Annotated in this window: 24 protein-coding genes and 1 pseudogene; 14 read left to right on the top strand and 11 right to left on the bottom strand. The window is 69.8% G+C overall.

Features of this window, described 5'->3' with window-relative positions; all coding sequences use genetic code 11:
- Positions 1–20 precede the first annotated feature (20 nt).
- On the bottom strand, positions 21–1,784 hold the full coding sequence (gene ctaD, locus FG385_RS26820; RefSeq protein WP_139099572.1) for an aa3-type cytochrome oxidase subunit I: 1,764 nt from the start codon (positions 1,782–1,784) through the stop codon (positions 21–23).
- A gap of 178 nt (positions 1,785–1,962) precedes the next feature.
- Here ctaD and FG385_RS26815 point away from each other — a divergent pair, with 178 nt between their 5' ends.
- Together FG385_RS26815 and FG385_RS26810 are read left to right on the top strand one after the other, a co-directional pair.
- Positions 1,963–2,358: an ATP-binding protein gene (locus FG385_RS26815; RefSeq protein ID WP_139099571.1), complete on the top strand. Its 396-nt coding sequence runs from the start codon at positions 1,963–1,965 to the stop codon at positions 2,356–2,358.
- 119 nt (positions 2,359–2,477) lie between these two features.
- Positions 2,478–2,879, top strand: a complete 402-nt coding sequence (locus tag FG385_RS26810; RefSeq protein ID WP_235022810.1) for an anti-sigma factor antagonist — start codon at positions 2,478–2,480, stop codon at positions 2,877–2,879.
- Positions 2,880–3,079: 200 nt separating this feature from the next.
- Here the strand turns inward: FG385_RS26810 and FG385_RS26805 are convergent.
- Positions 3,080–3,356: pseudogene (locus FG385_RS26805) on the bottom strand (glycosyltransferase family 1 protein); the annotation flags it as partial.
- 120 nt (positions 3,357–3,476) lie between these two features.
- Here FG385_RS26805 and FG385_RS26800 point away from each other — a divergent pair.
- A complete protein-coding gene (locus FG385_RS26800; protein WP_235022809.1) occupies positions 3,477–4,208 on the top strand; it encodes a SigB/SigF/SigG family RNA polymerase sigma factor in 732 nt (243 codons plus the stop codon).
- Between the two features lie 35 nt (positions 4,209–4,243).
- Here the strand turns inward: FG385_RS26800 and FG385_RS26795 are convergent, their stop codons facing one another.
- The 3 genes from FG385_RS26795 to FG385_RS26785 form a co-directional block, all read right to left on the bottom strand.
- Positions 4,244–4,732: a PaaI family thioesterase gene (locus FG385_RS26795; protein ID WP_139099569.1), complete on the bottom strand. Its 489-nt coding sequence runs from the start codon at positions 4,730–4,732 to the stop codon at positions 4,244–4,246.
- Positions 4,733–4,782: 50 nt separating this feature from the next.
- Positions 4,783–5,247, bottom strand: coding sequence for a MarR family winged helix-turn-helix transcriptional regulator (locus FG385_RS26790; protein ID WP_139099568.1), 465 nt, complete (start codon positions 5,245–5,247; stop codon positions 4,783–4,785).
- Positions 5,248–5,334: 87 nt separating this feature from the next.
- Positions 5,335–5,748, bottom strand: a complete 414-nt coding sequence (locus FG385_RS26785) for an MFS transporter (RefSeq protein WP_139099567.1) — start codon at positions 5,746–5,748, stop codon at positions 5,335–5,337.
- 83 nt (positions 5,749–5,831) lie between these two features.
- Between FG385_RS26785 and FG385_RS26780 the strand changes: the two genes are divergently transcribed.
- On the top strand, positions 5,832–6,029 hold the full coding sequence (locus tag FG385_RS26780) for a hypothetical protein (RefSeq protein WP_139099566.1): 198 nt from the start codon (positions 5,832–5,834) through the stop codon (positions 6,027–6,029).
- Here the strand turns inward: FG385_RS26780 and FG385_RS26775 are convergent.
- Complete coding sequence (locus tag FG385_RS26775) at positions 6,026–7,057, bottom strand: LLM class flavin-dependent oxidoreductase (RefSeq protein WP_139099565.1); 1,032 nt, start codon at positions 7,055–7,057, stop codon at positions 6,026–6,028. The two genes, FG385_RS26780 and FG385_RS26775, sit on opposite strands and share 4 nt — an antisense overlap.
- Positions 7,058–7,468: 411 nt before the next feature.
- On the opposite strand from FG385_RS26775, the gene FG385_RS26770 reads away from it, so the two are divergent.
- A complete protein-coding gene (locus FG385_RS26770; RefSeq protein WP_139099564.1) occupies positions 7,469–7,672 on the top strand; it encodes a hypothetical protein in 204 nt (67 codons plus the stop codon).
- A 9-nt stretch (positions 7,673–7,681) separates the two neighbouring features.
- Here FG385_RS26770 and FG385_RS26765 read toward each other — a convergent pair whose 3' ends face one another.
- Genes FG385_RS26765 through FG385_RS26755 form a run of 3 tightly spaced genes read right to left on the bottom strand, consistent with a single transcriptional unit; the run spans position 7,682 to position 11,567 of the window.
- A complete protein-coding gene (locus FG385_RS26765) occupies positions 7,682–9,046 on the bottom strand; it encodes an MFS transporter (protein WP_139099563.1) in 1,365 nt (454 codons plus the stop codon).
- A gap of 32 nt (positions 9,047–9,078) precedes the next feature.
- The gene (tcuA, locus tag FG385_RS26760) at positions 9,079–10,527 is read right to left on the bottom strand and encodes an FAD-dependent tricarballylate dehydrogenase TcuA (RefSeq protein WP_139099562.1); all 1,449 of its coding nucleotides are present in this window, start codon (positions 10,525–10,527) and stop codon (positions 9,079–9,081) included.
- A gap of 11 nt (positions 10,528–10,538) precedes the next feature.
- On the bottom strand, positions 10,539–11,567 hold the full coding sequence (locus FG385_RS26755) for a PrpF domain-containing protein (protein ID WP_139099561.1): 1,029 nt from the start codon (positions 11,565–11,567) through the stop codon (positions 10,539–10,541).
- An 81-nt stretch (positions 11,568–11,648) separates the two neighbouring features.
- On the opposite strand from FG385_RS26755, the gene FG385_RS26750 reads away from it, so the two are divergent.
- From FG385_RS26750 to katG, 4 genes are all read left to right on the top strand, one after another.
- A complete protein-coding gene (locus tag FG385_RS26750) occupies positions 11,649–12,599 on the top strand; it encodes a LysR family transcriptional regulator (RefSeq protein WP_139099560.1) in 951 nt (316 codons plus the stop codon).
- Positions 12,600–12,784: 185 nt separating this feature from the next.
- A complete protein-coding gene (locus tag FG385_RS26745; RefSeq protein ID WP_235022808.1) occupies positions 12,785–13,057 on the top strand; it encodes a DUF6343 family protein in 273 nt (90 codons plus the stop codon).
- 66 nt (positions 13,058–13,123) lie between these two features.
- A complete protein-coding gene (locus tag FG385_RS26740) occupies positions 13,124–13,579 on the top strand; it encodes a Fur family transcriptional regulator (RefSeq protein WP_139099559.1) in 456 nt (151 codons plus the stop codon).
- Positions 13,572–15,803: a catalase/peroxidase HPI gene (gene katG / locus FG385_RS26735; protein ID WP_139099558.1), complete on the top strand. Its 2,232-nt coding sequence runs from the start codon at positions 13,572–13,574 to the stop codon at positions 15,801–15,803. The genes FG385_RS26740 and katG overlap by 8 nt, the downstream gene beginning before the upstream one ends.
- 280 nt (positions 15,804–16,083) lie before the next feature.
- On the opposite strand, the gene FG385_RS26730 is transcribed toward katG, so the two are convergent.
- Entirely contained in the window at positions 16,084–16,929 is an 846-nt protein-coding gene (locus FG385_RS26730) for an esterase/lipase family protein (protein WP_139099557.1), read from the bottom strand.
- 100 nt (positions 16,930–17,029) lie between these two features.
- On the opposite strand from FG385_RS26730, the gene FG385_RS26725 reads away from it, so the two are divergent.
- Positions 17,030–17,671: a TetR/AcrR family transcriptional regulator gene (locus FG385_RS26725; protein ID WP_139099556.1), complete on the top strand. Its 642-nt coding sequence runs from the start codon at positions 17,030–17,032 to the stop codon at positions 17,669–17,671.
- 198 nt (positions 17,672–17,869) lie between these two features.
- Here the strand turns inward: FG385_RS26725 and FG385_RS26720 are convergent, their stop codons facing one another.
- Positions 17,870–20,491: a LuxR C-terminal-related transcriptional regulator gene (locus FG385_RS26720; RefSeq protein ID WP_139099555.1), complete on the bottom strand. Its 2,622-nt coding sequence runs from the start codon at positions 20,489–20,491 to the stop codon at positions 17,870–17,872.
- A gap of 316 nt (positions 20,492–20,807) precedes the next feature.
- On the opposite strand from FG385_RS26720, the gene FG385_RS26715 reads away from it, so the two are divergent.
- The 4 genes from FG385_RS26715 (at position 20,808) to FG385_RS26700 (ending at position 24,813) form a co-directional block, all read left to right on the top strand.
- Positions 20,808–21,473 carry a NeuD/PglB/VioB family sugar acetyltransferase gene (locus FG385_RS26715; RefSeq protein ID WP_139099554.1) on the top strand — a complete coding sequence of 222 codons (666 nt, stop codon included), beginning with the start codon at positions 20,808–20,810 and terminating at the stop codon, positions 21,471–21,473.
- A gap of 205 nt (positions 21,474–21,678) precedes the next feature.
- Complete coding sequence (locus FG385_RS26710; protein WP_139099553.1) at positions 21,679–23,184, top strand: polysaccharide biosynthesis tyrosine autokinase; 1,506 nt, start codon at positions 21,679–21,681, stop codon at positions 23,182–23,184.
- Positions 23,177–24,220: an LCP family protein gene (locus FG385_RS26705; protein ID WP_139099552.1), complete on the top strand. Its 1,044-nt coding sequence runs from the start codon at positions 23,177–23,179 to the stop codon at positions 24,218–24,220. The genes FG385_RS26710 and FG385_RS26705 overlap by 8 nt, the downstream gene beginning before the upstream one ends.
- Positions 24,217–24,813: an arsenate reductase/protein-tyrosine-phosphatase family protein gene (locus FG385_RS26700; RefSeq protein ID WP_139099551.1), complete on the top strand. Its 597-nt coding sequence runs from the start codon at positions 24,217–24,219 to the stop codon at positions 24,811–24,813. Before FG385_RS26705 ends, FG385_RS26700 begins: the two co-directional genes overlap by 4 nt.
- Positions 24,814–25,044 lie beyond the last annotated feature (231 nt).

The following is a 25,044-nucleotide window of genomic DNA, read 5'->3' as shown; positions in this document are numbered from 1 at the left end:
CTACCCGGAGATGATGGGCGCTACTCGGGCGGCGTGCTCGCGTCGGCGGCCTTGTCCGACGCCGTCGTGGCGGTCTGGGCAACCGGGATCGGCTTACCGCTGAGCGTGATGTGCCCCTCGGCGTGCAGCCGCTCGATCAGTTGCGGGTAGTGCAGTTCGAAAGCGGGCCGCTCGCTCCGGATCCTGGGCAGCTCGGTGAAGTTGTGGCGCGGCGGCGGGCAGGTGGTGGCCCATTCCAGCGAGTTGCCGAAGCCCCACGGATCGTCCACCTCCACCCGCTCGCCGAAGCGGTAGCTGCGTAACACGTTGTAGGCGAACGGCAGCATCGAGGCGCCCAGGATGAACGCGCCGATCGTCGAAATGGTGTTCAGCGTGGTGAACCCGTCGCCGGGCAGGTAGTCGGCGTACCGGCGGGGCATGCCCATGTCACCGAGCCAGTGCTGCACCAGGAACGTCGTGTGGAAACCGATGAACGTGGTCCAGAAGTGCAGCTTCCCGAGCGACTCGTCAAGCATCCGCCCCGTCATCTTCGGGAACCAGAAATACACCCCGGCGAAGGTGGCGAACACGATCGTGCCGAACAGCACGTAGTGGAAGTGCGCCACCACGAAGTAGGTGTCGGTGATGTGGAAGTCCAGCGGCGGGGACGCCAGGATCACCCCGGTGAGCCCGCCGAGCAGGAAGGTGACCATGAACCCGACGGACCACAGCATGGGCGTTTCGAACGTGATGTGGCCCTTCCACATGGTGCCGATCCAGTTGAAGAACTTGATCCCGGTCGGCACCGCGATCAGGAAGGTCAGGAACGAGAAGAACGGCAGGAGCACGGCACCCGTCGCGAACATGTGGTGCGCCCACACCGCGAACGACAGCGCGGTGATCCCGAGCGTCGCGAACACCATCAGCCGGTAGCCGAACAGGGGTTTCCGGCTGAACACCGGAACGATCTCGGTGACGATGCCGAAATAGGGCAGCGCGATGATGTACACCTCGGGATGACCGAAGAACCAGAACAGGTGCTGCCACAGGATCCCCCCGCCGTTCTCCGGATCGAGCAGGTGCGCGCCGATCACCCGGTCGGCCAGCAGCGCGAACAGCGCGGCGGTGAGGATCGGGAAGACCGCGAGGATCAGGACCGAAGTGAACAGGATGTTCCAGGTGAAGATCGGCATCCGCCACATGGTCATCCCGGGACAGCGCAGGCAGACGATCGTGGTCACCATGTTGACCGCGCCGAGAATGGTCCCGAGCCCGGCCACGATCAGCCCCGCTGTCCACAGGTTTCCCCCGATGCCCGGCGAATGCGTGTAGTTCGACAGCGGGGTGTACGCCGTCCAGCCGAAGTCGGCCGCGCCGCCCGGGGTAGCGAACGAGGACAGCACGATCAGCCCGCCGAACAGGAAGAGCCAGTAGGACAGGGCGTTCAGCCGCGGGAACGCGACGTCGGGCGAGCCGATCTGCAGGGGCAGCACCAGGTTGGCGAAGGCGAACAGGTTCGGCGTCGCGTACAGCAGGAGCATGATCGTGCCGTGCATGGTGAACAGCTGGTTGTACTGCTCGTTGGACAGGAACTGCAGCCCTGGCCTGGCGAGCTCACCACGCATGAGCAGGGCCATCGCCCCGCCGATCATGAAGAACCCGAGTGAGGTGAACAGGTACAGGAACCCGATCACCTTGTGGTCGGTGGTCCTGGTCAGCCGCAGGATCATGGTGCCGCGGCGGTGCCGTGCCGGAAGGTCGTACCGGTTGCCCAGGACGATGGGCCGGGCCCGCAACTCCGTCATCGCATCCTCGCCTTCGTCGCGCATAGTGCCGACCTGGCCTACCCACTGTCCTCTTCCGCCAAAACCCAGGCAAGCCCTCAATCCGCGAGCGGCACCCGGCACGTCCACTTGAGACGGTTTCAGGCCGCCCGCGGGGGGTACTACCGTCCCGACCGTGCAGGTTGGGGAGAAACGCTCGATGCGAAGTAGTGCGGAAATCGTCCTCGCAAGGAGCCCGGAAGCACCGCGCGCGGCGCGGCGGTTCGTCAGCCGGGTATGTGTCGACTGGCGGATCGCCGGGCTGACCGCCGAGGCCGAGACGGTCACGAGCGAGCTGGTGGAGAACACGCTCGAGCACACGGAATCGATCCCGAAGCTGCGTCTCGAGCTGTACCGGGGCCTGCTGGTCATTTCCGTGTCGGACGACAGCCCGCATCCCGCCTATATCCGTGCGGGTGGTACCACGGGCGGGTTCGGCATGGTGCTGGTCGAGCGGACCGCTCGTGACTGGGGGTGCACACCGTCACCGGATGGGGGCAAAACCGTGTGGGCGCGGCTTGCGAGCCGTTCACCTCGTCCGTACGGTCGGAGTTGAGCGGCTGGATGGTCAGCCGTGCCGGGCAAGCGAGTGCGCACGCGACCGGCGGTTTCAGGTTCCATCAGCGTCGGGTCGTGCGTCCCGTTTCCGTGAACCCTCAACAGATCGGAGACGCCGTGCACACACCGAGCGACGTCCAGATCGAAACCGAACAGCATCAGGACGGCATCCTCCTGGCCCGCGCGACGGGCGAGATCGACGCGCTGGGCGCACCCTGCCTGCGCGCGTTCGTCGGCGACCAGCTGACCGCGGAGCGCACCTTCGTCCTGGACCTCGACCGGGTGACCTTCCTCGGCTCGGCCGGACTGCAGGTCCTGCTCGACACCAACGCGGGCGCCGCGCGCCGGCACCTGCGGTGGGCACTGGTCGGCAGGTCACGGGCCGTGGCCAGGCCTCTCGAGGTGACCGGTCTCGCCCGCCGGCTGCCGGTGCAGCCCACCGTGCCCGCCGCGCTCAAGGTCGTGTCCGCCGGCTGGGACGCAGGGGACCGGCCGCAGCCGGTACCCGGGCCGGGGTGATCCGGCTCGGCCAGCACGGCCTTCTCCATTCCCGCGATGTTCTGCGGCCCGCCCCGTGCACGGCGGCCGCGTCACCGCCGATTTCGCCGATGGCCATCGGCCGTACGAGCTTCGGATCAGCCAGGTATGGCTCGCCGACGATGAGCGTGGTCCGGGTCGAACAGCGCGGCCTCACGGCGAGGGCGGTCGCGAAACCCTTAGGTGGCCGCGACCCTGGTCGCGTTCTTGCCGATCAGCCGCTCGATCGCGACCCGCTCGGACGGGCTGGTGTCGGCCGCGCCCGGATGGCGCCGCTTGACCACACCGAGCCCGTGAAAGGTCTGAACCACGGGAAAGATCGAGGTCGTGGGCCGCGAGCAGCGAGGCCAGCCCGGACATCCAGAAGTGCGCCGTGCGGACCGGACAGTGGCCGCGCGTGACTTCATGACCCTGCCGGCACAGCGCGGCCGACAGCTCGGCCACATGCAGGTTCTGGCCGGGGATGGAGAAGTTAAACGCGGGCCAACCACGGTTGGGCAGCCGGATGCGCGGGTAGCCCGGACCATGAGACCGGCGGGACCTTCACGCGGCGAGTTGAGCGACGACGAGAAGACCGCAATGTTCGAGCAACTGGCGCAGGCCGGTCGCGGGGGTCCGCGGTACGAGGAGCTGCGGAGCAGGCTGGTCACCGAGTATCTGTCCGTGGCCGAGCACATCGCGCGGCGGTTCGGCGGGCGCGGCGAGACCCATGATGATCTGGTACAGGTCGCGCGCGTCGGCCTGATCAACGCGGTGGACCGGTTCGACCCCGGCCGTGGCAGCGATTTCCTGTCCTTCGCCGTGCCGACGATCATGGGCGAGGTCCGCCGGCACTTCCGCGACGCCAGCTGGTCGGTGCGCGTACCGCGGCGGCTCAAGGAACTGCACCTGCAGATCGGCCACGCCAGCGGTGAGCTCGGGCAGCGACTCGGCCGCGCCCCGACGCCCACCGAGATCGCCCGCGCGCTGAACCTCAGCGTGGACGAGGTCAGCGAGGGCCTCCAGGCGGGCAACGCCTACTACGCGATCTCCGTCGACAAACCAGCGGGCGACGAGAACGAGTCCGCCTCACTCGCCGACACGCTCGGCGAAGAGGACAGCGGGCTCGAGTCGGTCGAAAACCATGAAGCCCTGCAACCACTTCTGCAGGAACTGCCCGAACGCGAACGCACGATCCTGATGCTGCGCTTCTTCGGGAACATGACGCAGACGCAGATCGCCCAGCGCGTCGGCATCTCGCAGATGCACGTGTCCCGGCTGCTCGCGCAGACGCTCGAGCAGTTGCGGGACAAGCTCACCGACGAGGAATGAACCGTTTCGGTGACCGGCTGGCCGGCATCAGGGAGTCACGGCCGCATGATCAGGCAGCTGCTGGACGCGGTCGCGAGCAGCGTGCCGGACGCGTCGTGCAGCTCTCCCTCGCCGAACGAGACCCGCGAACCGGCCTTGACCACTCGGCCGACCGCCCGCAGCTCGCCCGCGGACGGATGGATCGCCTTGAGGTAGCTGACCTTCAGCTCGATCGAGGAGTAGCCGACCCCGGCCGGGAGCTTCGTGTGCACGGCACAGCCGATCGCGGAGTCGAGCAGTGTCGCGGCGACGCCGCCGTGGATCATGCCGATCGGGTTGTACAGGGATTCGTCGGCCGTCGCGGCGAAAACGACCTCGCCGTCGGAGACCTTGACCACCCGCATGCCCAGATGGGCACCGATCGGCGCGCCCGGGAGCCGCCCTTCGGCGATGGCCGTCAGGTACTCCAGCCCGCTCATCGTCCGGCCTTCCGCGGCCGAGGCCAGCGGGTCCTGCCAGGTGATCGTCTTCTGCCGTTCGGTCATGCGCACTCCCAAGACAACGGTCCTCGTCCCCCGATATTATGACAGTTGTCTTAACGGGTCGCCCCCGCGGCCAGCGCGCCACGCATCCCTTCGTTCATCAGGTTCAGGCGGGCGGTGAGCCTCTCGATCTCCTCGTCGGTCCACCCTTCGAGCGCACGCTCGACGAAACCGAGATGCCGTTCGCGCCACTGGCCGAGCAGCGCCTCGCCGGCCTCCGAGAGCCGGATCAGGCTCGCCCGCCCGTCCTCCGGAGCGGGCCTGCGCTCGATGAGCCCGGCGGCGGCCAGTTGCGTGACCTGCCGCGAGATCACCGAGATATCGACCATCTTGCGCTTCGCGAGCTCCGAAGGCCGGCTCTCGCCGTGCTGTCGCAGGTCCGACAGGAGCAGGATCGCGGCGGGATGCAGCGCGGTCGTGCCCTGCTGCCAGGACTGCATGGTCCACGCGTGCTGAAGCTGCCCGGCGGTGCGCAGTTCGCGCATCAGCGCGACGGCCCGGTCGGCGCTGCCCTCCATGGCTCACCTCCGAACTTGGTTGTCACATACAACTATAACCCGCTAGTTGCATATAACAACTATCTGGAGCGTGACGTGGATCCCAGGTCAGCGTCCGGACAGCTCGGTCGCGCGCCGGGCGACGGACGGGGCGAGCCGGGCGCGGGCGGGCGCCAGCAGCACCGAAACCGTGATCATCGCACCGCAGGCGCCGATGAACACGAACACCGGGACGTAGCCCGCGCTGAGGTAGATCTGCCCGATCACGAGCGGGCCGACCGCGTTGAGCACGCGCCCGAGCCCGTAGCAGAACCCGGTTCCCGTCGCCCGCACCCCGGTCGGGAACAGCCGTGGCGGGTAGGAGTACATCAGCGCGACCAGCGTCTGGTTCAGCGCGGCGACCACGATGCCGAAGGCGATGATCGCGGCGGGCTCGAAGGTCAGCCCGTACGCGACCCCGCTCGCGGCCAAGACGAGGCTGAACACCGCGATCGGCCCGCGCATCCCGAAGCGGTCGGCCACCGGCCAGGCCGCCGGCGTATCCGCGTGCCGCGATCGGCGCGCTGTGGGCCCGGTAGTGCCGGCTGCTCGGTGAGCAGACCCCGATGCACCGGGTCGTGTTCCGCGAGAGTGAACGCCATCCGGAGCTTCAGTCGCGCGCGATCGAGATCCACGGCTCGATCACCGCGACCGTCGCCGCCTATCTCGCGACGGTCACGGGCCGCGTGGCGCCGGGCGCGGCCGAGGAGACCGCCGCGCGCATGCTGTTCGCGACGTCCTCGGCGAACTCGCTGTCCGGCTAGCCAGGGGCGGCCGCTCGTGCGGCCGGGGCGACGTGCTCCATGAACGCGCGCAGGCTGTACAGGCCCTCGTCGAGGCTCATGTCGCCGAAAAAGATCGACATCTCGAAGTAGTTCGCCCCGGACGTCTCGATCTGGTGGACGACCTGGTCCCGCACCTGTTCCGCGGTCCCCACGCAGGCCGCACCGCTCGCGAGCGACGCTTCGGTGCTGAACGCCGCGTCCACCCGGTGATCGCCGTTGCGGTGCCACAGATGGGTCAGGCGTTCGCAGAACAGGTCGTTCGCGCGGCCGAACAGATCGCGCGCCCGCTGCTCGCTGGAGGCGATCACCACGCTGCCGGCGATCCCGGCGACGGGCCGCGCGACGGGCCCGTTGATGCGCTCACCGGTGCCGGAATGCCAAGCGTCCCAATAGGTTCGCACGATGTCGGTGATCGCGCCGCGATTCCACCTGCCCACGAAGTTGACCGCATTGCGGCCCGCCCACTCCGCCGTCGCCGCGTTGCTCGAGGCGTACCACAGCGGCGGGTACGGGCGCTGCACCGGAAGCACGGACAGTTCGGCGTCGTAGGACCGCAGCAGCCGGCCTTCGTGGCGCATTCGCCCGGTGCGCAGGGCGCTCGTGACCGCTTCCAGCGTCTCCGCGTACCGCGGTTTCGCCTGCGCGATCTCGATCCCGAAGATCTCGAGCTCGTACGGGCTCACCCCCGAGCCGACCCCGAAGTCGAGCCGGCCGCCGGTGAGCTGGTCGAGCGTGGCGATCTCCTCGGCCAGCCGGAACGGGTCGTAGCTGGGCAGGACGTTGACCAGCGCGCCGATCCGCATCCGCTCGGTCCGCTGGCTCAGCGCCGCGATGAACAGGTTCGGCGACGGGCACACCGAAAGGGGCGTCCCATGGTGCTCCGTGACGTGGTAATGCCCGACCCCCAGCCGCTCGGCCTCGGCGGCGAACCGCAGCCGCGCCTCCAGCAACTCCCCGGCCGCGCCACCGCGGCTCTGGTCGAATGATTCGAAGATGCCGAACTCCATGGTCGCGCGTCCTTTCGCCGGGGCCCGTGTCCAGGCTGGCAAGGACCCGGCGCGCGCACCACCCGGTGTTTCCGGCACGCGGAAGACCACCGGAAGCGGGTGATGGCGCCCTGCGGGCACGAAAAGGCCCGCCCGGGGGCGGAATTCCCCGTCTTGCGACGATGGGTCAATCCAGGCTCGGGAAGCCTCGACGATTAGTCCAGCACCTCGGGCGGGTCACCGGGTTTCCCCGGCAATTCCAGGATCCCTCGCCCGCGGCCGCGGTGCCAGGAGCCGAAAGTCCCCTCCGCGAAGATCCATGGTCCATGGTGACCGGCGTCACTTTCCCCGGGACGAAGGTGGCCACTTCCCCTGCCTTCGCCCGCGTTCGCCCTGGTCAACTGAGGCAGCACGCGGACAACGGAGGCAACCATGAGCAATACGCTGATCGAGCTGCAGTCCCTGGCATCCCACCGGCCCTCGGCGACGGCGTCCGCCGCCGACGTCGCCGCCTGGTTCCGGGCGAAAAGCCGGTTGCACGAACGTCTCGCCGCCGAAGCGCGCGACCTGACGAGCGCGGCGGCCTACCGGGATCTGGCCCGCCGCGCCCGCGAGCGCGCCGCCGCGCTGGTGTAGCGGTCCGGCCTACTCCGTTACGGGGACAGTGCGCGCGCGTGCGACCGGGTCCGGTTCCCCGGCGATGCCTTCCAGGTTGCGCATACCCGTACGCGGGCCGAACAGGCCGATCGTGACCGCGACGACGAGCCAGCACGCTCCGATGTAGACGAACACCGGCTGGTACCCGAACGCTCCGAAGATCGCCGCGACGATCAGCGGGCCGGCGATGTTGCTCAGCCTGCCGAGGCCGTAGACCAGTCCGTTGCCGGAATTGCGCAGCTCCGTCGGGTACAGCTCGGGCGTGTAGGCGTAGATCAGCGCGGCGAAGGTCTGGATCAGCGCGTTGACGCAGAACCCGAACGCCACGATCGCGACCGCGTTGAACGTCATGCCGTACGCGAGCCCGCACACCGCGACCGCCGTCGCGACGAGCGCGATCGGCAGCTTGCGCCCGAACCGGTCGGAGATCACCCACGCCAGCAGCGCGCCCGGCACGGCGCCCAGGGTGGTCAGTGCGGAGAACGTGAGGCTGTGCACGAGGCTGAACCCGTGTTCCGCGAGCAAGGTCGGCACCCAGGCCACGAAACCGTAGAAACCGAGCGTCTGGAAGATCCACGCGACGGCGAGCATCAGGGTGCGCCTGCCGAGCCGGCCTCGCAGCAGCTCGCGGTAGCGGACCTTGGTCTCGACGACCTCGTCGGCCGGCTCGGGTTCGGGCAGCGGGCCCCCGGTCTCGGCCTCGATGCCGGCCACCGCGCGCTCGGCGTCGCCGCCGTGGCGCAGCAGCCACCGCGGGCTCTCGGGCAGGCGAGCGATGAACGGCAGCGCGATGAGCCCGAGGCCGCCGAAGACGAACACCAGCCGCCACGCCTCGGCGCCCAGCGGGATGACGCCGCGCGCGGTGAACGACATGATCGGGATGCCGAGCAGCCCGATCGCCATCACGCCGGCCTGCATGCGCCCGCGGTGCGCGGCCGGCATCGTCTCGGAGATGTACGTCGTCGCCGCGACGGTCATCGCCGAGAGCCCGACGCCGGTGAGCAGGCGGGCGAGCGCGAGCGTCGGCACGTTCCAGGCGCCCGCGTTGAGCAGCGAGAACACCGAGAACACGGTCACCGAGACCAGCAGGGCGCGGCGGCGGCCGACCCGGTCGGCGAACCGGCCGCCGAGCACCGCGCCGGCGAACATGCCCAGGAACGACGCGGAGGTGGCGAAAGCCACGTCGTTCACGGTCAGGTGCACGTACTTCTTCAGTGCCGGCGCCGCGTAGGCGAACGTGTTGAGGTCACCGAACTCGAAGACGAACGCCACCGCGAGCGCGTAGAGCACGCGCCGGTGGAACCGCCCGAGCGGCAGCCGGTCGAGCCGGGCGGCCAGGTGTGCTGAAGTCATGGCTCCGTCCTCCTTGACGGGTCGTGGTCAGGTCAGGCGGCGGCGCGTCCGGCCCGGCGGCCGAACACGGCGCCGGCGGTCAGGCCGGAACCTCCCGGATAGTTGAAGTAGAAGAGCCCGCCGACGAGCTCGCCGGCCGCGAACAAGCCCGGAACGCGGCGCCCCGCGGTGTCGAGCACCGCGCACCGGTCGTCGATCCGCAGGCCACCGAAGGTGAACGTGATCCCGCACGTCACCGGAAACGCGGTGAACGGCGGGGTGTCCAGTGGCTGCGCCCAGTTCGACTTGACCGGCGTGATGCCCTCGGCGCGCTTGCCGTCCTTGACGGTCGGGTTGAACCGCTCCCCCGTCACCGCGCCGTTGAAGTCCTCGACGGTGCGCCTGAACCGCGCCTCGTCGATGCCGAGTTCCTTCGCGAGCCCGTCCAGGGTGTCCGACTCGACCTTCGTGACGCCCGGCGCGGCGTACTCTTCCGGCCGCAACAGCGGCGCGACCTTCGCGTCGAACACCTGCACCGCGCGGCTTCCCGGCTGGGCGAGGATCTCCGCGCCGTATTTGGCGTAGGTGTAGTTGCGGAAGTCCGCGCCCTCGTCGACGAACCGCTCACCATCGGCGTTGACCACGATGCCGAACGGGTAGCCGCCGCGGGTGAGCTGGTTGGTCAGCTCCCGGTCCCCGGTCGTGCGGGCCCCCGCGTCCCAGGCGACGGAATGGCATCCGCTGTAGTGACCGTAGGGCTGCGCGCCCGCGGCGATCGCCATCCTGATGCCGTCGCCGGTGTTGTAGGGCGTGCCGCGCACCAGCGCGAGGTCCCACCCCGGGCCGAGGTAGGCCGCGCGCATCGCCGCGTTGGCCTCGAACCCGCCGCTGGTCAGCACGACGCTCGTGGCCTCGATCCGCTCCCCGCCGGAGAGCACGACGCCGTGCACTTCTCCTTGTGTGGTCAGCAGATCCGTGACGTGCGCGCCGAACCGCACCGTGATGCCCCGGCGCCCGGCCGCGGCGAGGTGGTCCGCGATCATGCCCTTGCCGCCACCGACCGTGCCGACCGCGAGCCCGCCCCAGAACCGGAACCGGCCGCCGACCTCGTAGGCCTGCCGGTGGAACATCAGCTCGAACCGCAGTCCGAGCCCTTTCAGCCAGCTCATCGCGGACCGTGACTGTCCCACCAGGATGTCCGCGAGCGCCGGATCGCACCGGTCGCCGGTCACCCGCCGGAGATCACCCAGGAAGTCCGCGGCACGGTACGGATCGAGATCGGTGCGCCGGGTGTCGAACGGCTCCACCAGGTCCGCCACGTCCTCCAGTCCATTATGGACCGTTCGCATCGCGCCCGCGGTGAAGTAGCTGTTGCCGCCGGCCCATTCGCGGGGCGCCTTCTCCAGCAGCAGCACCCGCGCGCCCTGCTCCCGCGCGGACTGCGCGGCGCAGAACCCGGCGTTCCCGCCACCCACGACGACGACGTCCCAGGACTCGCTCATGTCTTCCCTTCTCACGAGGCCAGTGCCACGTCTTCGGTCAGCGGTACGGAGATCTCCGCGACGGCGATCCGCCGGGCGGCACGGTCCAACCGGACAGCCCGCAGCCGCCCGCCCGAATCCCATTCGGCCCGGACGGTGACGACCCCGGCGGGAGTGCCGAGCCGCAGCACCCCGGGCACCCGACCGCCGAGGGCCCGGTGCACGACGCTGCCTTCGACGCCCGCCGCCGCGGTGATCGCGACGGCCGAGGTGAGGCCGACCGCGGGGTGCGGGGCGAGCATCGACACCATCCGCACATGCAGGTCGTGCCCGGGGTCCCGCGGCCGGCCGACGAGCCCGGTCTTGGGGATCGCGTCGTCCGCTCCGGACAGTCCCATCACCACGGCGGCCTTGCGCCGCAACGCGATCAGCTCGTCCACGGTCAGGTCCCCGGCGGCGTCCGCGTCGATGAGCGCCGCCGGCGCCCCGGCGTCCACGAGCGTCGCCGGCACCGGAAGGCGGTCGAGCGGACGCCCGGTCGGCGAAAGCACACCCGTGGTGCTGCCCGAGGGATCGAGAAACGCCAGCTCGACGGGCACACCGCCATCGCCGGCACCGGGCACGACCGCCGTCCCGGTTTCCGGCACGACACCGCCGGGCGTCGCGATACCGGCGGCGAGCAGGGTGCCGGTGTTGGTGTTGCGCATCCGGACCGTCGTGCGGTCCCGCTCAGGCTCGATCAGGCCGGTGAGCAGGGCGTACAGGCCGATCGCGGTCGCGCAGTTGCCGCAGTTGCTACCCCACTCCACCCGGCGGGCACCGATGCCGACCTGCGCGAAGCGGTAGTCGACGTCGATACCGGGCGCGCCGGAACGCCGCACGAGCGCGGCCTTCGACGTCGTCGAGGTCGCCCCGCCCACCCCGTCGATCTGGCGCGGGTCACCGGCGCCGAACGCCGCGGCGAGCACCTCGCCGGGGTCGCCCCCCGCGAGATCCTCGGCGTCGAACAGCCAGCACTTGCTGGTGCCGCCGCGCATCCAGGTCCCTCTCAGGTATCGCATGGCTTCGACCTTGCGTCCGGCAAGCTTTGAGTACAACCTCGAAAGAGTTGAGACCCCTTAAGCAGAAGTTAAGGCTCGTGTATGACGTTCGACGTTCGGCGGATGCTGCTGCTCGCGGAGGTCGCCCGCCACGGCTCCATCACCGGCGCCGCGACCGCACTGAACTACACGCCCTCCGCCGTGTCGCAGCAGATCGGCAGGCTGGAGACGGAGGCGGGCCAGCCGCTGCTGGAACGGCACGCGCGCGGGATCACGCTCACCGAGGCCGGGCGCGGCCTGCTGGCACACGCCGAGCGGATCGAGCGGGAGCTGCGCGCGGCCCGCGGCGATCTGGACGAGCTCGCGGGCCTGCGGGCGGGATCGCTGCGGCTGGGCACGTTCCCGACCGTCGCGGCGTCGTTCCTGCCGCTCGTCGTGCGCGAGTTCCGGCGCCGCCATCCGGCCGTCGACCTCAACGTGTACAGCGCGCGCAACGCGGGCCTGCTCGACATGCTGGCCGGCCGTGAGGTCGAGCTCAGCCTGCTGTGGGACTACGAATGGCGGCGGCTTCCGGAGGACAGCCTCGAAATCACGCATCTGCTCGACGATCCGACGGCGCTGATCGTCTCGGCCTCGCACCGGCTCGCCGGGCGCCGGTCCACGAGCTTCGCCGAACTGGCCGGCGAGCAGTGGATCGTGCGCGCCGACCACCCGGTGGCCGAGGTGCTGACCCGCAGCTGCCACGCGGCCGGGTTCGAACCCGCGATCGCCTACCGCGCGCACGACTACCAGGAGGCGCAGGCGATGGCGGCGGTCGGCCTCGGCATCGCGCTCGCGCCACGGCTCGCGCTCACCAGCCTGCGCGACGACGTCACCACGGTCGCGCTGGGCACCCGCGGCCCCGCACGGCGCGTCCTGCTCGCCAGCTCCCGCGACCAGCGGCCCACCCCGGCGGCGCGGGCCCTGCGCGCGCTGTTCACCTCGGCCGCCTCGGCACTCTTGTCCATGCGGACACCGCTCGACCAGGCCGTCCGCCAGTTCCCGGGCTGCTGACGGGTGCGGCCACCGGACTGGCGGGGGCGCCGCGGTTCCAGCGCGCCGGACAGGGATATCCGGCAGGTATGCGTTTCTTCCATGAACGGCCGCGCAGCCGGGAAGATTACGACTGTGCCGTTCGTTGCCGATCCGACGGCAGTCACGGCGGAAATGGGTGTCTCCGTGCAGACCGGCTGCGGACCGTGTCCGCCTACTTTCGGCCGGATTGGCAACGGGGCTTGCCGGACTACCACCATCCGACCGCCGGCTACGGCGATGCCGCGCCCGCCTACAGCGCGCTGACCTTGCGAATCTGGCTCGCCGCGATCGGGTTCGTCCTCGCCGTCGGAGCCGCGATCCTGTTCGCCTACAACGGGTTCTGGTGGGCCACGGTGCTGCTCGGCCTGCTCGCCGCGGGCACGTTGGCCGACCTCGCCTGGGTCGTGCACCGGAAGCGGCGCGGCGAGCCCGGGTAAGTCGCCGCCACCACGACCGGGCGACTTAATCTTGATTGATTCCAGTTTCTGGTGCACACTGCTCGTGTGCCAACGGCTTCGGACTACGAGCGCATGCTGCGCGGGGCGTCACTTCGCGTGACCCGCCCCCGGGTGGCTGTGCTGTCCGCGGTGCACGGCCACCCCCACGCCGACACCGCCTCGATCATCGGCGCCGTGCGTGAGGACCTGGGTGAGGTGTCCCACCAGGCCGTTTACGACGTACTCAGCGCGCTCACGGCCGCCGGGCTGCTGCGGCGAATCGAGCCGACCGGCTCCGTGGCGCGGTACGAGGCGCGGGTCGGGGACAACCATCACCATGTCGTGTGCCGGTCGTGCGGAGTCATCGCCGACGTCGACTGCGCCGTCGGCGACGCACCGTGTCTGACCGCGTCCGACGACCACGGCTTCACCGTCGACGAGGCCGAGGTCATCTACTGGGGCCTGTGCCCCGACTGCTCTATCGCATCCAACACCGATTCCCGGAAGGATTCCCGTGTCTGACAGCCCTGACGCCGTTGTTGGCGAGATGAACGACGAGAGCGCGGGCGGTTGCCCGGTCGCCCACGGGCGCATGCAGCACCCGGCCGAGGGCGGCAGTAACCGCGACTGGTGGCCGAACCAGATCAACCTGAAGATCCTCCGGAAGCACCCCGCCGTGGCCAACCCCATGGGCGCCGGCTTCGACTACGCCGCGGAGTTCAAGACCGTCGACCTCGACGAGCTCGCGCGCGACGTCGACGAGGTGCTGACGACTTCGCAGGAGTGGTGGCCCGCGGACTTCGGCCACTACGGCGGCCTGATGATCCGGATGGCCTGGCACGGCGCCGGCACGTACCGGATCGATGACGGCCGTGGTGGGGCGGGCGCCGGTATGCAGCGCTTCGCCCCGCTGAACAGCTGGCCGGACAACGTGAGCCTGGACAAGGCACGCCGCCTGCTCTGGCCGGTCAAGAAGAAGTACGGCCGCAAGATCTCGTGGGCCGACCTGATGATCTTCACGGGCAACCGCGCCCTGGAGACCATGGGCTTCAAGACCTTCGGCTTCGGTGGTGGCCGCGCCGACGTGTGGGAGCCGGACGAGGACGTCTACTGGGGCCCGGAGCAGACCTGGCTCGGCGACGAGCGCTACTCCGGTGACCGCCAGCTCGAGGAACCCCTCGCCGCGGTCCAGATGGGCCTCATCTACGTCAACCCGGAAGGCCCGAACGGCAACCCCGACCCCATCGCCGCGGGCCGGGACGTCCGCGAGACCTTCCGCCGGATGGCGATGAACGACGAGGAGACCGTCGCGCTGATCGCGGGCGGGCACACGTTCGGCAAGACCCACGGTGCCGCTCCCGACACGCACGTCGGCCCCGAGCCCGAGGGCGCCCCGCTCGAGGAGCAGGGCCTCGGCTGGAAGAACAGCTTCGGGTCGGGCAAGGGCCGCGACGCGATCACCAGCGGTCTCGAGGTCACCTGGACCCCGACCCCGACCAGGTGGAGCAACTGGTTCTTCGAGAACCTGTTCAACTACGACTGGGAGCTGACCAAGAGCCCGGCCGGCGCCAACCAGTGGAAGCCGAAGAACGGCGCCGGGGCGAACACGATCCCGGACCCGGAGACTGGCGAGCTCAACCGCGCCCCGTCGATGCTGACCACCGACCTCGCGCTGCGGTTCGACCCGATCTACGAGCCGATTTCGCGGCGGTTCTACGAGAACCCGGACCTGTTCGCGGACGCGTTCGCGCGGGCGTGGTTCAAGCTGACCCACCGTGACATGGGCCCGATCCAGCGCTACCTCGGACCGCAGGTCCCGCAGGAGGAGCTGATCTGGCAGGACCGCGTCCCGGCGGTGGACCACGAACTGGTCTCCGAGGCCGACGTCGCCGACCTCAAGGCCAAGATCCTCGACTCGGGCCTGACGGTTTCCCAGCTCGTGTCGGTGGCGTGGGCGTCGGCCTCGACGTTCCGCGGCAGCGACAAGCGCGGTGGCGCGAACGGCGCCCGCATCCGGCTGGAGCCGCAGCGGGACTGGGAGGTCAACGAACCCGCGACGCTGACCCAGGTGCTGCGCACCCTCGAGGGCATCCAGGGGTCCTTCAACGGCGCCCAGACCGGCGGCAAGAAGGTCTCGCTGGCCGACCTCATCGTGCTCGGTGGCGTCGCCGCCGTCGAGCAGGCCGCCAAGGCCGCCGGGGTCGACGTCCAGGTCCCGTTCACGCCGGGGCGCACGGACGCCTCGCAGGAGCAGACCGACGCGGAGTCCTTCGCCCCGCTCGAGCCGAAGGCGGACGGGTTCCGCAACTACCGTGGCAAGAGCAGCCGCCTGCCCTCGGAGTACCTGCTGATCGACCGCGCGAACCTGCTCAACCTGAGCGCGCCCGAGATGACCGTCCTCGTCGGCGGGCTGCGGGCACTGGGCGCGAACTACCAGCAGTCCCCGCTGGGCGTGCTGACCTCCTCGACCGGTGCGCTGACCAACGACTTCTTCGCGAACCTGCTCGACATGGGCACGGAGTGGAAGCCGGTGGCCGACGACGCGGAGACCTTCGAGGGCCACGACCGCGCGACCGGTGCGCTCAAGTGGACGGCCAGCCGTGTCGACCTCGTGTTCGGCTCGAACTCCGAACTGCGTGCGCTCGCGGAAGTCTACGCGAGCGATGACGCGAAGGAGAAGTTCGTGCGGGACTTCGTGGCCGCGTGGGACAAGGTGATGATGGCCGACCGGTTCGACCTGGTCTGAGCCACGGATGTCCGGGCCGGCCGCGTGCCGGCCCGGACTTCCCCTTGCGGCGCAAAACCGATCCGACCGGAGTAGTCAGCCCGAGCGGCAGGTGTCGGGTGATCCTGTCCGGTTTACGTTGCCGTGTTTGCCCGCAGCGTCGGTGAGTTTGCCCGCTGCGGTGCCGAGTTGGCTGGTCCGGTTGCTGAGTTTGCTCTCGGCGAGAGCGGTCGGCCAACTCGGTGACGCCAGGGGCCAACTCAGTGCCCTGGCAAGCAAACACACGTACGCGGCTGCGTGCCTAGCCCGGCGATCCTGCCGTGCATGCGAACTTCGCGGCGTGCGCCGGGTCGAGGGCGTTGGTCGCCAGATGCCAGACGTTGAGGTCGTACGCCTCACCGATATGCCCGACCGGGTCGAACGGGCAGGTGTCCTGGACGTATTCGTTCACCACCCCGGGCTCGCGCACGAACGCCGTGTCGGTGGGGGTCACGAGTTCGTCGTAGCGGGACGTGATGATCGTGTAGTGCACGCCCGGCTGGGCGATCGGGCCGTCGTTCAGCGTCGCGACCGCGCGGCCGCCGGTGATCAGGTCGTCACACGCCGGGCAGCCCAGTGTGGACAGTGCCTGCCCGACGAGATCCCGTTGGCCCAGCAGGTAGGCGAGGTTCGTCAGGCCCGCGAAGGTGGTGCCGTGGGCCGGCGGCGCGATCGCGACGACCGTGCCGATCTGGTCGGCGATACCCTGGGTCTTGGTCACGTACAGGGATTGGAAGCCGCCCTCCGAGTGGCCGACGATGTCCACTTTGGACGAACCGGTCTCCGCCAGTACCCGGGTGATGAACTGCCTGATCTCCGCGGCCGAGTCGGCGATCGGGCGCAGCCCGCCGACGAACGGGAAGTCCGGGTACGCGCCGTAGGTCAGGCTGAAGGTGCAGTAACCCTTGGCCGCGACCGAATCCTGCAGGAAGTTCAGATCCTCGTAGTAGGTAGCGCCGAGCCCGTGCAGGAACACGACCGGGCGGGGATGGGCGGCATCGGGTCGGCAGGAGGAGTCGTTGACTCCGCCGGCCGCCTGAGCGGGCGCGGCGAACAGCGCCGTCACGAGCGCCGCCAGGACCGGGATGATCAGCAGTCGTTTCCTCATCGAAACGCCCCTTGACTTTGGATACCCACAGGTATTGGATACCTGAAGGTATTGAACTGGCGACGCGAAAGTCAAGCCCCCGATGAGGGAGGTCCGGACCATGGCCGCGCGGCAGCCCGGCCGGACGCGCCCGACCCGGGCCGAGACCCGCCGCCGCATCCTCGACGCGGCGTTCACCGTGTTCGGCGAGCGCGGGATCGCCGCGGCGAAGCTGACCGAGGTCGCGGCGGCTGCCGGGCTCACCAAGGGTGCGGTCTACTCCAGTTTCGCCTCGAAGGACGAACTCGTCCTGGCGCTCATGGAGGAACATGCCGCGCATCGGCTCGAGGCGAGCCTCGAGCGCTTCGCCGAGGCCGGCGACGGCAAGGAGGCGCTCGCGAACGTGGCCGCGGTGCTGATGCACGAGATGCGCGCGGACGCGGTCTGGCACCGGCTGCTCGCCGAATTCTTCGCGATGGCGCACCACGATCCGAAACGCCGCGAGGCGCTGCGGCGGCGGCGCCGGGAGGTACGGGAGACGATCGCGCGCGCGATCGACCGGCTCGCCGAAGGCCTCGACCTTCAGCTTCCGTTGCCGCCCAAGGAACTCGCCGTGATCCTGCTGGCACTGAGCAACGGCCTCGCCGTCGAGTCCGCCATCGACGAGGAGGCCGTGCCCGACGGACTCCTGGGCACGGTCCTGACCCTCATCGCCGGCGACGCCGTCGCGAAGATCCGCTCGGCCGCCGAACGCGCCGACTGACCCCCATTGCTCCGGGGTTCCTGATCAAAGAGTGGTGGGCCGGAAAAGGGCCGGTGGCCGAACTGGCCACCGGCCCAACCGTGTGACGTGGCGAGTATGCCGCGATCCGAGCGGTGCCACCTCGTTCATCCGGGGTGAATCCAGGCCACGCGGAAATCGTGGTCCGCTCCCCATCGCCTCCGCTGCTGAAGGCCCCGGCTACAGCAGCCCGCGTTCGCGGGCGACGATCACGGCTTCGCGACGAGACGTGGCGCCCAGCTTCCGGTAGACGTTGCGCAGGTGGGTCTTCACCGTGTTCACCGACACGTAAAGGGTCGCGGCGATCTCCTCGATCGTCGCGAGCGATGGCAGTTCCCGCAGTAGCTGCACCTCGCGCGGGGTGAGTTCGGTGCTGAGCCCGGGTCCGGCCGCGGGAATCGCGTCCAGTACTTCCCGCGCGAACGGATCGAGCCGCCCCATTTCCCCGAGCAGCCGCCGAACGTCCTGGCCCGCGTCGTGAAACGGGCGGAGCGCCCGGCGCGGAGCCGCGAGCTCGAGCGCCGCCCGCAACTCGGCGGTGGCGGCCTGCCGCTCTCCGGCCCGGTCGGCGAGTACGGCCGCCAGCACGTGCGCCTCGATCCTGGTCAGGATGACCTGCGACCGGACCTGCTCGCCGGTGACCTTCTGCAGCAGCGCCCGCGCCGCCACGACCCGGCCGTGGTACACGTGCGTTCGGGCCCGCAGCAGCTGGACGTCCCCCGAATCCCCCAGCGTCGTGGCGGCACGGCGTTCGACCTCCGCGGCCCAGTCGATCCGCCCAAGATGCAGGGCCATCCGGTGTTCGGCCGGCGCGACATAGGCGACCAGGTCCGGCTGCACCGGCTCCCCGCGCTCGACCGTCGCCCAATGCCGCCGCATCCGGACCAGCGTCGCGTGGGGATCCGAGCCCTGGTCGAACCCGATCACGTCCGCGACCAGCCGGGCCGACAACTCGACCGTCCGGTCCTCGCCCGGCCCGACGAGCGTCAGCGCCAGCGCGGCCAGCTCGGCCGCGTGCTCGGTGTCCAGGAACTGGTACGCCGACCACGCCGCGACCGTGTAGGCCTGGCAGCAGGCGCCCTGCAACTCGGGGCCGCGTTGCGCGGCGAACCGCAGTGCCTGCCGCGCGATGCGCCGCATTTCCGGGAAGTCGCCGTTGGCGGACGCGATACCACCGAGATGGCTCAGGCAATGCAGGACCACCTGGTCGTACCCGCGAGCGGCGGCCATCCGCATCGCCTTCTCCAGATCGCGGCCGCCGAGCTCCCGGCGTCCCTGCCAGAACACGGCGGTGCCGTGGTTGACCAACGCGAAAATCAGCAGATCCGGATCGGAGATGCGAGTCATGCGCGCCCCGAGCTCGTCGAGTTCGGGCCCGATGTCGCTGGTGAGCCGGGCCACGTGGGTGCGGACGATCAGCTCGAGATCGCGGACGCGCTCGTCGCCGTTTCGCCGGAGCGCGTCGGTCAGCCCCGCCAGGCGAAGCTCGGCGCCGGCCCGTTCCCCCGCGATCAGCTCCGCGGCGGTGAGCACGAGCCCGACGGCCGCCTGCGAAGTGATCAGCAGCGGCAAGGTCCCGCCGAGTGTGCTCAGCAGCGCTGCCTCGCCGCGCAGCAGCAAGCCCACCCCGTGTTCGGCCACCAGGTAGGCCGCGAGGTCGACGTTGTCGGCGCGGGACGCGAGCACGGCCGCGGCGGGGACATCGCCGTGAACCGCGAACCACCGCGCGGCGATCGAGTGCAGACCTGCCAGCACCGTCGGCGAGTGCCGTCTCAAGCGGGCACGAAGGTGCGCGCGCAGGAAGGGGTGCAGCCGGTACGTGTCGTCCGGCCCCGACGGCTGGACGAGCCCGTCGAGGCTCAGCAGCGACCGCAGCACCTCGGGCGTCCCGGCGCGGCCAGTCAACGCCGTCGCCAGGTTGCTGTCGAAGGTGTCGCACACACAGGTGGTGAGCAGCAACTCCTGCTGGTCGGCGGACAGCTCGGACAGCACCTCGCGGTTGAGGTAGTCGATCACGGCGCGATCGGCCATGACCAGGAACTCCACCGTGCCCGCCTGCCGCCCCCGCCGTGGCAGCGCCAATGCGGCCAGCCGCACCGCGACCGGCCAGCCCTCGGTCAGCGCCATGAGCCCGCCGAGGTCGTCACCTCGCAGACGCCCGCCGTTCGCCAGTACCACGGTTTCGGTCTCCTCGCGGGTGAAAGCGAGGTCGGCGGCACGTATCTCCCGGAGCCTGCTCGCCACCGACAACCGGGCCAGCCCCAGCTCTGGCATCCACCGGCCGCACACGACGATGCGCAGGTTCCGCGAAGGCCAGTGCAGCAGCGACTCCAGCACCCGCAGCGCCGGCCGGTCCGTGACGCGGTGCACGTCATCGAGAACCAGCCACACCCGGGAGGGCTGGGTATCGACCATCTCCGCCAGCGACACCAGCAACGCGGCCACCTCGACGGGGTACCGGGACGATCCGGACCTGCCGGCCGTCCCGGTCGCGCGGCCCACCGCGTGCAGGATCCCGGCGCACAGCATGGCGGCCTCGTTGTCGGACTCGTCGAGCGTCAGCCACGCGACCGGCTCCCCGCCGGCTGCCGAACGCTCGCGCGCCCAGGCCGCGACCATCGTCGTCTTGCCGAAGCCCGCGGGTGCCCTGACCACCGTGAGCCGCGACCCGTTCCGCTCGCCGTCAGGAGAAACCAGCCCGCGAGGCGCACGGCGATCGACGACATCTCGTGGCGCGGGCGGAATCGAGACCTTGGGTTCGGGTACGGCCGGGCGGATTGCGGTTCTCCCCTCGATCGACACAGACGCAGGCTATGAGACCTCGCCGGACTTATTGTCCGAGTAGAGCACCGGCCAATATTTTCACCCCGAAAGAGTGATTACGAGCGGGTATTTTTGCCGTCGCCAAGCGTTTCGAAATGTCTCGGGCATCCGAGTTCACCCGCTATGGATGACGTATTCGCCGCACGCACACGGCATGATGAACGCCGGCACCCAGTCGGAATGAACACGGTGCCCTCACCCGCGGATCGCGCCCCTGGTCCGCGAAGCCGCCCGCGGCGACCCGTCGCCAGGACCGGGTGGTCGCCGGCCCGTCAGCTTGCGAGGAAACGCTGCCATGACCCGCGACTCCGGCCGTAGTGTGCCCATCCATATCGTCGGTGCCGGGGGACTCGGCCGCGAGACACTCGACGCGCTGTTCGCCCGCGGTTGCGAGCGCGACAGCCTGGTGCTTGTGGACGACCACGTCGTCGCCACCGAACTGCACGGCGTGCCGGTACGGCGGCCGGATGACGTGCGCGACGGCTTGTTCGTCGTAGCGATCGCCGATCCGGGAACACGCCGCCGTCTCGCCACCCGCATGCTCGAACGCGGACTGGTCCTCACGTCGGTCGTCCATCCACGCGCGACGCTCGCGCACGACGTGCGGATCCCGGCCGGCTGCCTGGTGCTCGCCAACGCGTTCATCTCCACCGGAACCCGGCTGGCCGCGCACACCCAGGTTCAGTACAACGCCACGATCGGCCACGACAGCGTGCTGCACGAGTTCGTCACGGTGTTGCCGGGCGCGAACGTGGCCGGCAACGTGGTGCTGGAAACCGCCGTCACCGTGGGCAGCAATGCCTCCGTCCTCCAAGGACTCGTCGTGGGCGCGCGCACCTTCATCGGCGCCGGCGCCGTCGTGACGAAGAACCATCTCGGCGATCGCGTCCTCGTCGGTGTGCCGGCCCGGGACAGGGGTGCGCCGGCCGGCATGGCAGGCGCGGTAACGGAACGCCCGTAGGCGGCGGCGCGGGGGTTGTTCACTCCGGCGATTCCATTACCTACCCGATTCGATCATCCGCCTCATTACGAACAGTGACTTTCCGGCGGCCAGGCTCTCCTTCCGGTGATGATCGGCGCGGGTCCGCTCGGCTTGTGTAAAGATGAGCACCCATCCGGCCAGGCCCCAGCCGACAGCTGGCGAACCGAAAGGCCGGAGGTGAAGTGTGACCCTGCGCGACTATCTGCGGGTAGCACGGAAAAGGTGGCGAATCGTACTGGCCGGCCTGCTGGCCGGACTGGCTGCCGCCGCAGCGATCACCTGGTCGAGCCCGCGCGAATATTCGGCGCAGGTCACCATCTACATTTCCGCACAGACCGACGCCGACGGCGCCGCCGCGGCCTACCAGGGCAGCCTCCTGTCCGAGCAGAAGGTGAAGTCCTACACCCAGCTGCTCAGCAGCAACCGCATCGCGCAGGACGTCGTCGACCAGCTACGGCTGAACCTCCCGGCCGCGCAGGTCGCCGGCATGATCAAGGCCGCCGCGCAGCCGGACACCGTCCTGCTGACCGCGTCGGTCACCGACACTTCTCCCCAGCGCGCCAAGGAGATCGCCGATGCGACCGGCGGCGCGTTCACGCGGCTCGTCACCCAGCTCGAGCAGCCGACGGACGACCGGCCGGCGACGGTCACGGCACGGGTGGTGGAACCGGCCACGCTGCCGGTAACCCCGGTCAGCCCGCGGCCGGCGGTCGATCTGTCGCTCGGCGCGCTGCTGGGCCTGCTCGCCGGGTACGGCGCGGCGCTGCTCCGGAACATGCTGGACACCACGGTGAAATCGGCCGAAGAACTGCGGCGGCTCAGCGGGGCACCGAACCTGGGCACGATCGCGCACGACCCCGACGTGCCGAAGCATCCGCTGACCGTGCAGGAGAAGCCGCGCTCACCGCGGGCCGAGGCCTTCCGCAAGATCCGGACCAACCTTCAGTTCATCGACGTCGACCGGCCGCGCAAGACCATCGTGGTCACCAGCGCGCTTCCGGAGGAGGGGAAGACCACGACACTGTGCAACCTGGCGATCGTGCTGGCCAGGGCCGGCCATCGCACGGTCGTCGTGGAAGCGGACCTGCGGCGCCCGCGCGCGATGGACTACCTCGGGCTCGAGGGCGCGGTCGGCGTCACCAGCGTGCTCGCCGGCCGGGTCCCGCTGAACAAAGCGTTGCAGCCGTGGGGAAAGGCGATGTTCGACGTGCTCGGGAGCGGGCCGATCCCGCCGAATCCGAGCGAGTTGCTCGCGTCGCAGCATATGGCCGACCTGCTCGCCGAACTGCGTGAACGCTACGACACGGTGCTGCTCGACGCCCCGCCGTTGCTCCCGGTCACCGACGCCGCCGTCCTCGGTGCCGCATGCGACGGCGCCCTTCTCGTGGTGCGGTACGGGAAGACCACCGGGCACCAGATCACGACCGCGATGGGTGCGCTGGACGCGGTTTCCGCCCGGTTGCTGGGCACCGTGTTCACGATGGCGCCGGCCTCCGGTTCCAGTCCGTACTACGAGTACTACTCCCCGCCCGAGACCGGCCTCGGGGTCACCACCCCGCTCGCGGCCGTTTCGGTCCCTCCGGTGTGCCGGGAGGGCCGCCACGTCGAAAACGGGCACCACGCCGGACGGGTGGCCGGCCGGCTGCCGGCGAACACGCTCGTCCCCAGAGGCACGAACCGCCATGGCTGAACCGGACGAGGAGACCGCCGGCCGGCACCCGAACCGGGTCCGGCTCGCGATCAAGCTGACGATCGTCGTGCTCGCCGTCCTGCTGGCGACCGCCGTGACGGCCATCTACCTGGCCAGTGAACGGCTGGGCGACCAGATCCGCCGCTACCCCGGAGTGTTCTCCGGACTGGACGACTCGGCCCGGCCGGCGCCGACCGCCGCGATGAACCTCCTGCTCGTGGGCAGCGACTCGCTGGCCACGCAACCCACCACCGGTACCGAGGCCACCAGGCCTGGGTTCGTTCCCGGGGCGCAGCGCAGCGATGTGATCATGCTGGTGCACATCGATGCCGGCTACCACAAGGCGACGGTCGTCTCCCTTCCTCGCGACAGCTGGGTGAACGTGCCGGGACACGGGATGGCGAAGATCAACGCGAGCTACTCCATCGGCGGACCGACCCTGCTCGTGCGCACCGTCGAAGGGCTCACCGGCTTGCGCGTCGACCATTTCGCCGTGATCGACTTCGCGGGTTTCGAAGCGCTGACCGACGCCGTCGGCGGTATCGACGTCACGATCGACAGGACGACGACGTTCGGCACGCTGGTCCTGCACGCCGGGCCGAACCATCTCGACGGCACGCAGGCACTGGGGTATGTCCGGCAGCGCGAGGGTTTGCCGGGCGGCGACCTCGACCGGGTGGAGCGGCATCAGAACGCGTTGCGAGCTCTGCTGCGGAAGGCCGTGGCGAACGGTTCGTTCTCGGATCCCGTTCGGGCGTACCGGTTCCTCGACGTGCTGACCCGCTGGATCACCGTCGACGAGACCATGACCAACGGCGAGTTGCGGTCTCTGGGCTGGCAGCTGCGCGGGCTGCGGCCGGGCGCGGTCACCTTCCTCACCGCGCCGGTGTCCGGGCTCGGCCGCGAGGGCACGCAGTCCGTGGTGTACCTGGACCCGGGCCGCGACGCCCAGCTCTGGCGGTACGCCGGTGCGGACGACGTCGAAGGCTACCTGCGGGCTCATCCCGGCAGCGCTCTCGGCAACTCGACACCATGAGCGCCGCGCGCCGCGACGGATTCGGGATCCTTTTCGTGTGCACCGGAAATGTCTGCCGGTCCGCGATCGCCGAAATTCTCACCCGGCGGTTGCTGCGGGACAGGCTCGGCGCGGTGGCCGCGGATTTCTCGGTGGCCAGTGCCGGCACCGAGTCGATCGCCGGTGCGAAAATGGATTCCCGTAGTGCCGCAATTCTCGCGCGATATGGGCTCGGCGGTGCGGCCGCCGGGTTCCGCGCACGGCGGCTGGACACGGCGATGGTCTGCGCCGCCGATCTCGTGCTCACCGCCGAACGCGAGCACCGGCGGGCCGTGGTCACGCTCGAGCCGAGCGCGCTGAGGAAGGCTTTTTGCTTGCGTGAATGGGGTCGTCTCCTCGGCGGCATCGCGGAGAGGGACCTGCCCGGCGACTGCGTCGCACGGGCCCGCGTGTCCGTCGAACTCGCCGTGCAGCAACGCGGTTCGGTCCCCTACACACCGGCCGAAGCCGATGCGATTCCCGACCCGGTGCGGTATCCGCCGCACCGGCACCGCGCTTCGATCGACCTGATCGCGGCGGAGGTTCGCAATTTCGCCGAATTCCTTCAGAGATGACTCGATACGGTGAATGAATTTCAGCACGGCACCACCGGATGGTAATGTACGAATAACGCAAGGTTGAGCATCTTCCCCGATGTCTCCCGGACCCCGAAACAACTCGGACGGTTGAGCCGACAGGACGATATTCGCGAGCGACCGCGCCCGCCTCCCGCGTCTGCCCAGTCCCCGAATACGCGGCGGTTCCCTCCTGCCCTCAGGAACTGGTGCGGTCGCGCGCGGAAATGC

Source organism: Amycolatopsis alkalitolerans, from assembly GCF_006152065.1.
GTDB classification, from domain to species: Bacteria; Actinomycetota; Actinomycetes; order Mycobacteriales; family Pseudonocardiaceae; genus Amycolatopsis_E; species Amycolatopsis_E alkalitolerans.
Note: the sequence above shows the minus strand (reverse complement) of the source record. Positions and strands in the feature narration are given on the sequence as shown.

Excerpts from the sequence above, each read along its gene's own strand:
- ctaD (WP_139099572.1), bottom strand. The coding sequence starts at position 1,784 with ATGACGGAGTTGCGGGCCCGGCCCATCGTCCTGGGCAACCGGTACGAC.
- FG385_RS26815 (WP_139099571.1), top strand. The coding sequence starts at position 1,963 with ATGCGAAGTAGTGCGGAAATCGTCCTCGCAAGGAGCCCGGAAGCACCG.
- FG385_RS26800 (WP_235022809.1), top strand. The coding sequence starts at position 3,477 with ATGTTCGAGCAACTGGCGCAGGCCGGTCGCGGGGGTCCGCGGTACGAG.
- FG385_RS26795 (WP_139099569.1), bottom strand. The coding sequence starts at position 4,732 with ATGACCGAACGGCAGAAGACGATCACCTGGCAGGACCCGCTGGCCTCG.
- FG385_RS26790 (WP_139099568.1), bottom strand. The coding sequence starts at position 5,247 with ATGGAGGGCAGCGCCGACCGGGCCGTCGCGCTGATGCGCGAACTGCGC.
- FG385_RS26780 (WP_139099566.1), top strand. The coding sequence starts at position 5,832 with ATGCACCGGGTCGTGTTCCGCGAGAGTGAACGCCATCCGGAGCTTCAG.
- FG385_RS26775 (WP_139099565.1), bottom strand. The coding sequence starts at position 7,057 with ATGGAGTTCGGCATCTTCGAATCATTCGACCAGAGCCGCGGTGGCGCG.
- FG385_RS26770 (WP_139099564.1), top strand. The coding sequence starts at position 7,469 with ATGAGCAATACGCTGATCGAGCTGCAGTCCCTGGCATCCCACCGGCCC.
- FG385_RS26765 (WP_139099563.1), bottom strand. The coding sequence starts at position 9,046 with ATGACTTCAGCACACCTGGCCGCCCGGCTCGACCGGCTGCCGCTCGGG.
- tcuA (WP_139099562.1), bottom strand. The coding sequence starts at position 10,527 with ATGAGCGAGTCCTGGGACGTCGTCGTCGTGGGTGGCGGGAACGCCGGG.
- FG385_RS26755 (WP_139099561.1), bottom strand. The coding sequence starts at position 11,567 with ATGCGATACCTGAGAGGGACCTGGATGCGCGGCGGCACCAGCAAGTGC.
- FG385_RS26750 (WP_139099560.1), top strand. The coding sequence starts at position 11,649 with ATGACGTTCGACGTTCGGCGGATGCTGCTGCTCGCGGAGGTCGCCCGC.
- FG385_RS26730 (WP_139099557.1), bottom strand. The coding sequence starts at position 16,929 with ATGAGGAAACGACTGCTGATCATCCCGGTCCTGGCGGCGCTCGTGACG.
- FG385_RS26725 (WP_139099556.1), top strand. The coding sequence starts at position 17,030 with ATGGCCGCGCGGCAGCCCGGCCGGACGCGCCCGACCCGGGCCGAGACC.
- FG385_RS26715 (WP_139099554.1), top strand. The coding sequence starts at position 20,808 with ATGACCCGCGACTCCGGCCGTAGTGTGCCCATCCATATCGTCGGTGCC.
- FG385_RS26705 (WP_139099552.1), top strand. The coding sequence starts at position 23,177 with ATGGCTGAACCGGACGAGGAGACCGCCGGCCGGCACCCGAACCGGGTC.
- FG385_RS26700 (WP_139099551.1), top strand. The coding sequence starts at position 24,217 with ATGAGCGCCGCGCGCCGCGACGGATTCGGGATCCTTTTCGTGTGCACC.